The organism is Bacteroides sp. HPS0048, from assembly GCF_964240755.1.
Taxonomy (GTDB): domain Bacteria; phylum Bacteroidota; class Bacteroidia; order Bacteroidales; family Bacteroidaceae; genus Bacteroides; species Bacteroides nordii.
This window is the reverse complement of sequence record NZ_CAXSVC010000043.1, coordinates 1-12,732: the sequence shown is the minus strand read 5'-3', so window position 1 is coordinate 12,732 and position 12,732 is coordinate 1. Positions and strand designations below refer to the sequence as shown.

At 41.7% G+C, this 12,732-nt stretch carries 11 protein-coding genes; 6 read left to right on the top strand and 5 right to left on the bottom strand.

The window, feature by feature from the left end; translation table 11 throughout:
• Positions 1–116 precede the first annotated feature (116 nt).
• The 6 genes from purH to rodA all read left to right on the top strand — a co-directional run bounded on the left by purH (position 117) and on the right by rodA (position 7,534).
• Positions 117–1,640, top strand: coding sequence for a bifunctional phosphoribosylaminoimidazolecarboxamide formyltransferase/IMP cyclohydrolase (purH, locus tag ACESQI_RS21780; RefSeq protein WP_007487679.1), 1,524 nt, complete (start codon positions 117–119; stop codon positions 1,638–1,640).
• 126 nt (positions 1,641–1,766) lie between these two features.
• Positions 1,767–2,789, top strand: a complete 1,023-nt coding sequence (locus ACESQI_RS21775; RefSeq protein ID WP_002562696.1) for a rod shape-determining protein — start codon at positions 1,767–1,769, stop codon at positions 2,787–2,789.
• Positions 2,790–2,897: 108 nt separating this feature from the next.
• Positions 2,898–3,743: a rod shape-determining protein MreC gene (mreC, locus tag ACESQI_RS21770; protein WP_002562695.1), complete on the top strand. Its 846-nt coding sequence runs from the start codon at positions 2,898–2,900 to the stop codon at positions 3,741–3,743.
• Positions 3,740–4,237 carry a rod shape-determining protein MreD gene (mreD, locus tag ACESQI_RS21765; RefSeq protein ID WP_002562694.1) on the top strand — a complete coding sequence of 166 codons (498 nt, stop codon included), beginning with the start codon at positions 3,740–3,742 and terminating at the stop codon, positions 4,235–4,237. The genes mreC and mreD overlap by 4 nt, the downstream gene beginning before the upstream one ends.
• A gap of 2 nt (positions 4,238–4,239) precedes the next feature.
• Complete coding sequence (locus tag ACESQI_RS21760; RefSeq protein ID WP_002562693.1) at positions 4,240–6,096, top strand: penicillin-binding transpeptidase domain-containing protein; 1,857 nt, start codon at positions 4,240–4,242, stop codon at positions 6,094–6,096.
• Positions 6,077–7,534, top strand: a complete 1,458-nt coding sequence (gene rodA, locus ACESQI_RS21755) for a rod shape-determining protein RodA (RefSeq protein WP_007487678.1) — start codon at positions 6,077–6,079, stop codon at positions 7,532–7,534. Before ACESQI_RS21760 ends, rodA begins: the two co-directional genes overlap by 20 nt.
• A gap of 71 nt (positions 7,535–7,605) precedes the next feature.
• Here the strand turns inward: rodA and gldH are convergent, their stop codons facing one another.
• From gldH to ACESQI_RS21730, 5 genes are all read right to left on the bottom strand, one after another.
• Positions 7,606–8,085 (bottom strand): gliding motility lipoprotein GldH, encoded by a 480-nt coding sequence (gldH, locus tag ACESQI_RS21750; RefSeq protein WP_002562691.1) that lies wholly within the window; start codon positions 8,083–8,085, stop codon positions 7,606–7,608.
• Positions 8,063–9,559: a regulatory iron-sulfur-containing complex subunit RicT gene (gene ricT, locus ACESQI_RS21745; protein ID WP_007487677.1), complete on the bottom strand. Its 1,497-nt coding sequence runs from the start codon at positions 9,557–9,559 to the stop codon at positions 8,063–8,065. The genes gldH and ricT overlap by 23 nt, the downstream gene beginning before the upstream one ends.
• Positions 9,560–9,628: 69 nt before the next feature.
• On the bottom strand, positions 9,629–10,738 hold the full coding sequence (locus ACESQI_RS21740; RefSeq protein WP_007487676.1) for a DNA polymerase III subunit: 1,110 nt from the start codon (positions 10,736–10,738) through the stop codon (positions 9,629–9,631).
• A 51-nt stretch (positions 10,739–10,789) separates the two neighbouring features.
• A complete protein-coding gene (gene metF / locus ACESQI_RS21735; protein WP_002562688.1) occupies positions 10,790–11,743 on the bottom strand; it encodes a methylenetetrahydrofolate reductase [NAD(P)H] in 954 nt (317 codons plus the stop codon).
• A gap of 795 nt (positions 11,744–12,538) precedes the next feature.
• Positions 12,539–12,732: hypothetical protein (locus ACESQI_RS21730; protein ID WP_373127120.1), on the bottom strand; the 194-nt coding region annotated here is incomplete at its 5' end.

Sequence of the window (12,732 nt, the reverse complement as noted above, 5' to 3'; positions counted from 1 at the left end):
CGCTGACTTCTAATCTTTTAAGTCGGCGCTTTTTTATTATTAATTCACACCTTGTTTATTACGCGCGATAAACAATATTTCGTAACTTTGCGCATCAAATACTTAATAAGTAAACCATGTCTGAGTCAAAAAGAATAAAAACCGCATTGGTATCGGTTTATCATAAGGAAGGTTTGGATGAAATTATCACCAAACTGTATGAAGAGGGAGTAGAGTTTCTGTCAACAGGTGGAACTCGTCAGTTTATCGAATCATTGGGATATCCTTGCAAGGCTGTAGAAGATCTTACTTCTTATCCTTCTATCCTCGGAGGCCGTGTGAAGACACTTCACCCGAAAATCTTCGGAGGAATCCTTTGCCGTCGTGGACTGGAACAAGATATCCAGCAGATTGAGAAATATGAAATACCGGAAATAGACCTCGTGATTGTAGATCTATATCCGTTTGAAGCAACCGTAGCATCGGGTGCTGATGAGGCTTCAATCATCGAAAAGATTGATATAGGTGGAATCTCACTGATTCGTGCCGCTGCTAAAAACTACAATGATGTAGTGATCGTTGCTTCTCAGGCGCAGTACAAACCATTGCTCGATATGTTGATGGAGCATGGGGCTACTTCTTCACTCGAAGAACGCCGCTGGATGGCCAAAGAGGCTTTTGCTGTTTCTTCACACTATGATTCGGCCATCTTCAATTACTTTGATGCAGAAGAAGGTTCGGCTTTCCGTCAGTCTGCCAATGATCAGAAGATGCTCCGTTATGGTGAAAACCCACATCAGAAGGGATATTTCTATGGAAACCTGGACGCTATGTTCGACCAGATTCACGGAAAGGAAATCTCTTATAACAATCTGTTGGATATCAATGCAGCTGTTGAACTGATTGATGAATTTGAAGATGTTACTTTTGCTATCTTGAAACATAATAATGCCTGCGGGTTAGCTTCACGTCCTACTGTGCTCGATGCATGGAAAGATGCGTTGGCTGGTGATCCGGTTTCTGCCTTTGGCGGAGTCTTGATTACGAATGCTGTGATCGATAAAGAAACTGCAGAGGAGATTAACAAAATATTCTTTGAAGTAGTGATTGCCCCGGATTATGATGTAGATGCGCTTGAAATTCTGGGACAGAAGAAGAACCGTATTATTTTGGTTCGCAAGGAAGCTAAGTTGCCCAAGAAGCAGTTCCGCTCATTGCTGAACGGCGTGTTGGTACAGGAGAGAGACCTGAACATCGAAACCGTGGCCGACTTAAAGACCGTGACTGATAAAGCACCTGCTCCCGAAGAGGTAGAGGACATGCTGTTTGCTAATAAAATAGTGAAGAACAGCAAATCCAATGCTATCGTACTGGCTAAAAACAAACAGTTGCTGGCAAGTGGTGTAGGACAGACTTCACGCGTTGACGCTCTCAAACAAGCTATCGAGAAAGCTAAATCATTCGGATTCGATCTGAATGGGGCAGTGATGGCTTCGGATGCATTCTTTCCTTTCCCCGATTGTGTTGAAATTGCGGGTAATGAGGGAGTAACAGCAGTTATCCAGCCGGGTGGCTCTGTAAAAGATGAATTAACGTTCGAGTATTGCAATGAACATGGTATTGCAATGGTGACAACGGGAATTCGTCACTTTAAACACTAAAAAGATTTATGATTTGACGATTTACGATTTACAATTGAAGCTTGCTTCTTGTAAATCATAAATCTGAGAATTGTAATAAGGAGTAATATCAATCGTAAATTGTAAATAGTTAAATCGTAAATATACATGGGATTATTCTCTTTTACACAAGAAATAGCGATGGACCTGGGAACTGCCAATACCATCATCATTACCAATGGTAAGATTGTGGTGGACGAACCGTCAGTGGTAGCTTTGGACCGTCGTACTGATAAGATGATTGCCGTGGGTGAGAAGGCAAAGATGATGCATGAGAAAACTCACGAAAATATACGTACCATCCGTCCGCTCCGTGACGGTGTAATTGCTGATTTCTATGCTTGTGAACAGATGATGCGTGGACTTATCAAACAGGTGAATACCCGTAGTCATTTGTTCTCTCCTTCTCTCCGTATGGTTATCGGAGTGCCTTCGGGTAGTACGGAGGTTGAGCTTCGTGCTGTTCGTGACTCTGCAGAGCATGCCGGAGGACGCGATGTCTATCTGGTATTCGAGCCTATGGCGGCAGCTATCGGTATTGGTATCGATGTAGAGGCGCCCGAAGGAAATATGATTGTTGATATAGGTGGTGGTTCTACTGAGATTGCTGTTATCTCATTGGGAGGTATTGTTTCTAATAATTCTATCCGCATTGCCGGTGATGATCTTACTGCTGATATTCAGGAATACATGAGCCGCCAGCATAACGTGAAGGTGAGTGAGCGTATGGCAGAACGTATTAAGATTAATGTAGGTGCTGCCCTTACTGAATTGGGTGATGATGCTCCTGAAGATTATATCGTTCACGGACCGAATCGTATTACAGCACTTCCGATGGAGGTACCTGTATGCTATCAGGAAGTGGCTCACTGTCTGGAGAAATCAATCTCTAAGATTGAAACTGCCGTGTTGAGCGCATTGGAAAATACACCTCCCGAATTGTATGCCGATATTGTTCACAACGGAATCTATCTGGCAGGTGGTGGTGCATTGCTCCGTGGCCTTGACAAACGTCTGACAGACAAAATCAATATTCCTTTCCACATAGCCGAAGATCCTCTTCATGCAGTGGCAAAAGGAACAGGAGTGGCGTTGAAGAATATTGACCGCTTCTCGTTCTTAATGAGATAAATAATGTAATAATGTGCCAATATGCCAATGTGCCAATTACCATGCGGTATTATAGCGCAACCAATTGGCACATTGGCATATTAGCATATTGACACATTATTAATAATTATGCGGAATTTACTGAACTTCCTTCTTAAGTACAATTACTGGTTTCTCTTCATTTTGCTGGAGGTGATCTGTTTTGTTCTATTATTTCGCTTTAATAACTATCAGCAGAGTGTTTACTTCACTTCTGCCAATGTTGTTACCGGCAAGGTTTATGAGGTTTCCGGGAGTGTCTCTTCTTATTTTCATTTGAAGTCAGTAAACGAAGATTTGCTTGATCGTAATATGTTGCTTGAGCAGCAGATAGCCAATCTGGAGAATGCATTGAGAGAGCGCCAGGTAGATTCGGTTATTGTTAATAGTATCCGGAATCTTGATAATAAGGACTATCAGATATTCAAAGCACATGTCATTCGGAATAGTTTGAATCAGGCAGATAACTACATTACATTGGATAAAGGTTCCTCTTCCGGTATTCGACCCGAGATGGGAGTGGTGGATGGAAACGGGGTTGTAGGTATTGTATATAAGACATCTCCCAACTATTCACTTGTTATTTCTGTATTGAACAGTAAATCGAGTATAAGTTGTAAAATTGTAGGTAGTGAGTATTTCGGTTATCTGAAATGGGAGCATGGTGACTCACGTTACGCCTATTTGAAAGATCTGCCCCGTCATGCCGAATTTAATTTAGGAGATACGGTAGTGACCAGCGGGTATTCCACTGTTTTTCCGGCAGGTGTTATGGTAGGTACAGTAGACGATATGTCCGATTCCAATGACGGACTTTCTTATTTACTAAAGATTAAACTGGCTACGGACTTCGGAAAACTGGGTGATGTGAGAGTGATTGCCCGGACCGGGCAAATGGAACAGCAGGAACTTGAAAATATGAGTACGAAGCAATGATGATACACTATATACACAGGATGGGATGGTTTGTAGGATTAGTCCTTCTTCAGGTACTGATTCTAAATAATGTTCATATTGCAGGCTATGCCACTCCTTTCTTATATGTCTATTTCATCTTGAAATTTGCTTCCGGCACTTCCCGGAACGAATTGATGTTATGGGCTTTCTTCTTAGGACTAACCATAGATATATTTTCCAATACTCCGGGGATGAATGCGGCGGCAACTGTATTTCTGGCTTTTGTGCGTCCCACATTTCTGCGGTTGTTTACTCCGCGTGATACATTAGACAGCATCATACCTTCTATCCGGACGATGGGGATTGCTTCTTTTCTGAAGTTTACGGTGACAAGTGTTTTTGTGCATCATCTGATCCTGCTCACTATCGAGTTCTTTTCATTTTCCAGCATACCGCTGTTGTTGCTAAGGGTGGTTGCATGTACCCTGCTGACTGTTACGTGTATTATGGCTGTTGAAGGAATAAGGAGATAGGCATGGCAAAAGATTATGTATTAGAGAAACGAAAATTTGTTATTGCAGGAACTGCTATTTGTATTGTACTTATCTATATAGTACGGCTTTTCTTTTTGCAGATATCCACCGATGATTATAAAAAGAATGCTGACAGTAATGCTTTTCTGAATAAGATACAGTATCCTTCGCGTGGGGCAATGTATGATCGTAACGGTAAATTGCTTGTTTTCAATCAGCCGGCATATGATATAACGATTGTTCCCAAAGAAATAGAAAACCTGGATACACTTGATTTGTGCCAGACGTTGAATATCACGCGGGAGCAGTTTCTGAAAATCATGTCCGACATGAAAGATCGCCGGAGGAATCCGGGTTATTCAAGATATACCAATCAGGTATTCATGTCCCAGTTATCTGCTGAAGAGTGTGGGGTATTCCAGGAAAAACTGTTTAAGTTTCAGGGATTTTACATCCAGCGGCGTACTATCCGGCAGTATACCTATAATTCTGCTGCTCATGCTTTGGGAGATATTGGCGAGGTATCAATGCGTGATATTGAAAATGATGATTATTACATCCGTGGAGATTATATCGGTAAGCAGGGAGTAGAAAAATCCTATGAGAAATACCTTCGTGGCGAGAAGGGGGTTGAAGTTTTGCTTCGCGATGCTCACGGACGTATTCAGGGGCATTATATGGATGGTCAGTTCGATCGTCCTTCCATACCGGGTAAGAATCTCACTTTAGGACTGGATATTGATCTGCAGATGCTGGGCGAACGCTTGCTGAAGAATAAAATCGGAAGTATTGTTGCTATTGAGCCCGAAACAGGAGAAATTCTATGTCTGGTTTCCTCCCCTGATTTTGATCCGCATCTGATGATCGGGCGGCAGCGGGGTAAGAATCACTTGATGTTACAGCGGGACAAGCGTAAGCCTCTGTTGAATCGTGCTTTGATGGGAGCTTATCCTCCGGGATCAACCTTTAAAGCTGCTCAGGCATTAACTTTCTTACAAGAAGGGATTATTCAGGAAAATACTCCGGCATTCCCATGCTATCATGGATTTATATATGGGAGTTTAAAGGTGGGATGTCATGCTCATGGCTCTCCATTACCACTGGTGCCGGCGTTGGCCACTTCCTGTAACTCTTATTTCTGTTGGGGATTGTTTCGTATGTTTGGCGACCGTAAGTACGGTTCGCCGCAAAATGCTATAACAGTTTGGAAGGATCATATGGTGTCTCAGGGCTTCGGTTATAAGTTAGGCGTAGATTTGCCCAGTGAAGGACGAGGGTTGATACCCAATGCTGCATTTTATGATAAACCTTACAAGGGGCGCTGGAACGGATTGACTGTGATCAGTATTGCTATCGGGCAGGGGGAGATTCTGGCCACTCCTTTGCAAATCGCAAATTTGAGTGCGACGATTGCCAACCGCGGACATTTTATCACTCCACATATTGTGAAAGAGATTCAGGATAATCAGCTTGACAGTATTTACCGGACTCCCCGCGTGCCCACCATTGACCGCATACATTATGAAGAGGTAGTAAAGGGAATGCGTGCCGCTGTAACGGGAGGAACCTGTAGAGTAGCTGGTTATATGTTTCCCGAAGGTGAGATATGCGGTAAAACGGGTACGGCACAGAATCGTGGGCATGACCACTCTGCCTTTATGGGATTTGCTCCGATGAATAATCCCAAGATAGCCATTGCAGTCTATGTGGAGAATGGAGGGTTTGGTGCAACCTATGGTGTACCTATTGGTACTTTGATGATAGAACAATATTTGAATGGAAAACTTTCTCCGGCCAGTGAAGCAAAGGCAGCAGAGTTTAGCGATAGAATTATAATGTATGGTGACGAGGAACGATAGTTTATGGAAAACGCTGGATTGGGTAACAATTGCTATTTACCTGCTCCTTATTATTGCCGGATGGTTCAGTGTTTGCGGAGCCAGTTATGACTATGGCGACCGGGACTTCCTTGATTTTTCTACCCGTGCCGGTAAGCAGTTTATGTGGATTATCTGCTCATTTGGTCTGGGATTTATCTTACTGATGCTCGAAGACAGGATGTACGATATGTTTTCCTACATTATATATATAGGAATGATGCTTCTGCTCGTGGCTACCATATTTATAGGTAGTGATATTAAAGGTTCCAATTCATGGATCAAACTTGGGCCTGTAAATCTTCAACCGGCAGAGTTTGCTAAGTTTGCAACTGCTCTGGTGTTAGCCAAATATATCAACTCCTATTCCTTTAATATCAGGAAAGGGAAGTGTTTTCTGGCACTGCTCGCCTTTATCATGCTTCCTATGATACTGATTATTCTGCAAAAGGAAACGGGATCTGCATTGGTATATCTGGCCTTTTTTCTGGTGCTTTATCGTGAAGGTATGCCGGGAGTCGTACTCTTTTCCGGTGTGTGTGCTGTAGTCTATTTTGTTGTTGGTATACGTTTTGATCAGGTATTTATAGCCGATACGCCTACTCCCATCGGAGAGTTTTCAGTTCTGTCTATGGTGTTGTTGTTTGCCGGTGGCATGGTGTGGGTTTATAGAAAGAAGTGGAAGCCGATGCGGAATATTATTGTAGGTAGCTTGATTGTGATGCTTCTTGCTTTCCTCATCTCGGAATATATTGTACCTTTTAATCTGGTATGGGTACAATGGGTACTTTGTGTTGCTGTGGTTGGGTATCTGATGTTTCTCTCTTTGAGTGAACGTCAGAAATCTTATATGCTCATCGGATTGTTTGCTATTGGATCTGTCGGTTTTCTCTATTCAAGCGATTATGTTTTCGATAATATCCTCGAGCCACATCAGCAGATTCGTATTAAAGTTGTACTGGGTATGGAAGAAGACCTGACCGGTGCCGGCTATAATGTAAATCAATCAAAAATTGCTATTGGTTCCGGTGGCCTTACAGGGAAAGGATTCCTGAATGGTACACAGACAAAGTTGAAGTATGTTCCCGAACAGGACACTGATTTTATCTTTTGTACGGTAGGTGAAGAGCAGGGCTTTGTTGGATCATCTATTGTGCTGCTGCTGTTTTTGGCACTGATATTACGGCTTATTGCAGTGTCTGAACGGCAACCTTCTGCTTTTGGGCGTGTATATGGGTATTCGGTAGTTAGTATATTCCTTTTCCATATCTTTATTAATATTGGTATGGTACTTGGATTGACACCTGTGATTGGCATTCCATTGCCTTTCTTTAGTTATGGAGGTTCTTCTCTGTGGGGATTTACAATTTTACTTTTTATTTTCCTGCGGATTGATGCAGGGCGCGGAAGGAGACTGTAAAGAAGGGAGAGGGGAGAATTGAGAAGGGAGAAGTACTATGCAGCGTGATAGCGCAGCCCACTTCTCCCTTCTCAATTCTCCCCTCTCCCTTCAATTTTGACCCCTACGTCATTGATACCTTTCAGTAGTTCATCCTGCATTCCGTGTGTTATTTTAAAGGTATAATTTCCCGGGTGCCGGACAATGGCAGAGCCGATAGGCAAAGTTGATTGAAATAAACTTCCCCAGCCGGTACCATTCCACTTGCCTTCTTTGTCTGCGAGGATAAGCAGTAATGTATCTGTTTTCCATACCGTACTGTTTTCAAGATTGTGACTAACAGTTAAGTAGATATTCCGGTAAGCGTAATTACTTTCATTACGTATTTCTGCAGATAGCTGGAGTAGGGCTAACGAATCTTTGATCGGGACATTGAAAAAGAGTGTATCACTCTTCTTCCATCCTTCTGTAGGTATGGATTGGTAAGAGTGATACACAGTGTTTTCGTTGCAAGCGGCTGTCAGACAGGTAGCTAACAGAATCCATATACTATTCCTGAGTAGGTTTTTCATTTCTCTCTTTAGCTGGCTTCTCGTTGTTTTGTGGTCTTTCTCCATTCTGCGGTTTTTCTCCGTTTTGTGGCCTTTCTCCACGTCTGTCATTATTATTACGTGGACGATTGTTGTTTTTCGAACGATCGTTACGTGGACGTTGTTGCTCACCACCATTATTGGATTGTGGCGTTTGTTGCTGTCCTTCTGCATTATTCTGTTGCGGACGATTAGGGCGTGGTCCGTTTTCCCGTTGTACCGGTCGTTCCGGGCGAGTGTTGGCTTCCTGTTGTGAACGTCCCGGACGATTGCCATTATCTTGTTGTGGACGTCCTGTTCTTCCTTCAGCTTCTTGCTGCGGACGATTCGCATTGTTCTTTTTCTTCTTTCTGTTGCGGTTTCCACCTTCGGCTCCTTCTTTTCCTTCCTTTCGGCGACGATCACGGTCAAAGCGAGTCAAACTTTCCTGTTCTACCAGATCAACCGGTTTTTTAGGTTCTTGTTTGTGCTCTTCTTCCAGTAAACTTTCCGGTTTAGCACCTCTTTTGTTCATTCCGATGACTTCAAAAGCTCTTTTACCACTAATAGTTACCAAATTAGCGGGGAAGTTTTTATCGGTAGAGTAGGAGATCTGATTACTTAAAATATCCGCTTTGAAGAAATAGAACGTTCCGTCTTTTGTTTCTAATTCAATTTCTTTAGAAGGCAGACGCTTCTGTGCCTCTACATAGCAATCTACTTCGTAGTTCAGGCAACATTTCAGCTTGGCACATTGTCCGGCAAGTTTCTGTGGGTTAAGGGAAATGTCCTGATAGCGGGCTGCACTTGTAGATACGGATACGAAACTGGTCATCCAGGTAGCACAGCATAACTCACGTCCACAAGGACCGATACCACCGATACGTCCGGCTTCCTGACGTGCACCAATCTGCTTCATTTCGATACGGACACGAAATGCTTCTGCCAGTACTTTGATCAATTGGCGGAAGTCTACCCGTTCGTCCGCAATATAGTAGAAAATGGCTTTATTACCATCTCCCTGATATTCAACGTCTCCTATTTTCATATCCAGATTCAGGCTGGACGCTATTTGGCGTGAGCGAATCATTGTTGCGTGCTCTTTAGCTTTTGCTTCATCAAACTTCTCCATATCTACCGGTTTGGCTTTGCGGTAGATACGTTTAATTTCTACATCTGGCTTAATGTTTGCTTTTCGCATTTGCAACGGAACGAGGCGTCCCGTCAGTGTTACTACACCGATATCATGTCCGGGTGTTGCTTCAACAGCTACTACATCACCCTTTTCTAACTTAATTTTATTACTGTTTCGATAGTATCCTTTGCGGGTGTTCTTGAATTGAATCTCCACCATGTCACTCTCCTCAGCATTGCCTGGTATATCTGCCAGCCAATCGTAGGTGTTCAGTTTATTATCTTGTCGGGAGCAACTTTTGCAGCAAAGGCTACCGCTCCCATTATGTAACTTAAAATCCATCTATATATTTATAATTTTACAATTTACTATTTACTGAATTAACTCTTCCTTTTCTCCTCTCTCTCTTTTTTAACTTTTCAACAGTACAATCATTTTTAACGAGAAGTCGAAGAACACCATTTTGGCATTCACATTCTGCTCGATATGTTGTTGCGCTTCACTCAACTCATTCATGATGCCTATCACATTTCTCTCATTGACGAATGGTGCAAAGCGGGTTGAAAAATTCTGTTCATCGGGCGTCATATAGACTAACTCTTTTTGATGCAGGTTGTATATGAAGTTTTCTCTTATCATTCGCTGGCAGTAAGATAAGAAATTCTTCTGACGTTCGCGCCCCAGAGTAGCCACTTGTTCACTCCATAGTTTCATTTCCCGTATTTTCCGTTGGTAGGAGAGTCGCATTAGGTTGACAAAGAGCTCAAAGAATAACTGGCTCTCTTCATTCAGATGAATTGTTTCGAGGGCTTTGATAAAACTCCCGTTTGCCAGATGGGCGATAGTTACACTGGTTGCCTGCTGTACACCATATTTCTGTTGAAGCACTTGCGCTATGCTTGCTTCATCTATCTTGCGGATGTTAAAACGTTGTGTTCGGCTTAATATAGTTGGCAGAATAAGGTCTGGTGCCTCGGAAACCAAGAGGAAAACTGTTTTTTCGGGTGGCTCTTCTAAAAGTTTCAGTAGCTTGTTGGAGCAAGCTAATTGCATCTTCTCCGGCAGCCAGATTATTGTGATTTTAAATCCACCTTCGCTTGATTTCAAGCTGAGTTTCTTCATTATCTCATCACTTTCCTTGGTATAGATGACGGCTTGTGCATTTTCTGCATTAATCTCATTTAACCAATGATTGAGATTGAAATACGGATTATTTAATACCATCCGCCGCCATTCTACTATATAATCGTCACTTCGCCCGGATTTCACAACAGGAAATACAAAATGCACATCCGGGTGTACCAGTTTACTGAACTTCACGCATGACGGACAAACTCCACAAGCATCCGTTGCACCACGATTGGTACAGCTGATATAGCGTGCATATGCCAAAGCCAGAGGTAGTTTACCCACTCCTTCCGGCCCACAAATAAGTTGTGCATGTGGAATACGACCTTCATTCACTTCCTGAATGAGTCGCTGCTTTGTTTCTTCTTGTCCGATTACGTCTTTAAAAAACACAATTCTATTTATTATTTAATCGTTCACAAATTATGAATCACAATTCATGATTCAATAAATCTCTTTAGCAACCTCTTTAATGCTGTCTACGGCACCAATAGAGTAGAAATGTATACTTGATACTCCATGTGCCATCAGTTCCCGGCATTGCTTAACACACCATTCTACACCTACTTGCTGTACCTCTGCCTCATTTTTACATTTCAGTGCTTCCTTCACCAGATCATCCGGAAGATCCACTTTGAAGGTTTTGGGTATCATGCTTAGTTGCGAAGCTTTTTTGAAAGGTTTTATTCCCGGAATAATAGGAATATTGATACCTTCCTGTCTGGCTTTCTCTACAAAGTCGAAGTATTTCTGGTTGTCATAGAAGAGTTGGGTTACAGCATATTCAGCTCCGGCCTCTACTTTTTTCTTCAGCCAGTAGATGTCCGAATCCATGTTAGGAGCTTCTTCATGTTTCTCGGGATAGCAAGCCACACCATATGAAAATGGAGTATTGGTGACTTTCATTTCCGATCCGTCAACAAAGATACCTTTATTGAAATTATTGATCTGTTCCTGTAATTCGATAGCATGATAATAACCGTCTCCTTCGGGAGTAAACACCGATTCGTGTTTAGCCTTGTCTCCACGGAGTACCAATAGGTCAGTTATACCTAAAAATTGGAGGTCAAGCAGTACATATTCTGTCTCTTCACGGGTAAAGCCACTACATAAAAGGTGTGGGACTACCGTGATATTGTATTTATTCTGAATGGCAGCGGCTACGGCTACTGTTCCCGGACGTCTTCTAAGTTTGTTACGCTGAAACAATCCGTTACCCAGATCTTTGTACACATATTCACTCCGGTGTGTTGTTATATTGATATATTTAGGGTCGAATTCACGCAATGTATCAATATCCCGGCATAATTTCTCAATCCCTGTACCTTTCAGAGGGGGGAGGATTTCAAAAGAAAAAGCTGTTTTCTCGTTGCTATGTATGAGGTCTATTACTTTCATTTATTCAGTTATTCTTCTTGGCTTCTGCGTAGAAGCGTGCATATTGGGACAAAAATACGAAAAAAGAAAGATTTTCTTTCGTTTGAGCTGAAATAGTTTCGTATTTCTCTATATGGAGGGATATAAAAATGGGGAATACGGACATAACTTTCTTTTTATAAGATGTTTTGTACTGTCTGTGGATTATAAAAGTATAGAGTAATCTATTTATATTTTCCTTTCTTCATTTTCACTTTACAAGTATTCTTGTTGATTTCTTTTTCGGATCATTTTTTCTTTTTCATATATTCTTTCATAACTGTTTTTTCAGTTTGAAGATGTATGTCTTTTAAATTGACTGTCGAATATGAAGTTATTTTTCTTTTTGTTCGGCTTCACTTTTATAACTTAAATAGTTGTGCTTTTGTGAGATTACTATAATTGTTTTAAAAAAGAGAAATAGAGAGGCGTTGTATATAGATGGTATTAATATGGCTTATTCTGTTTATATTCTAATTTTGTTAATATATGTCTTTATTTTTCATTTTTGTTTCTTTTTGTTTTCCTCCCTTTCCTCTTGTTTCTTAATAAAATAAGTGTACAATCTTGTGTTTTGTAATTCTTTGGTTTTCAATTAATTATCTTTTTGTTTTTTCCTCTACGAGAAACGCCTCGTTTCTCTACGGAGATCGCCCCGTTTCTCTACGATGATCGCCTTGTTTCTCTACGAGTCTCTCTCCGCTTGTTTCTAATATTTTACATCCCCTTTCTCTCTCCCTGCCTCTTCCTCCCTGTTTTGTCAAAATCTCTCCCGTTTCATCTTAAGTATCTCCTTCTTCCTCTTTCCTTTTTATCCTTCTTCGTTTTCTCTCTCTCGCGCATCCATATGCGCGCGTATATATTATAATGTGCCTCCTTTTCCCCTCCTTTTCTCTTCCTTTCATTTTTATGTTTTACAACACCTTTGCAAATCAGCGTCTTACAAAAAAGTTTTCTTTTTATTCCAAAAT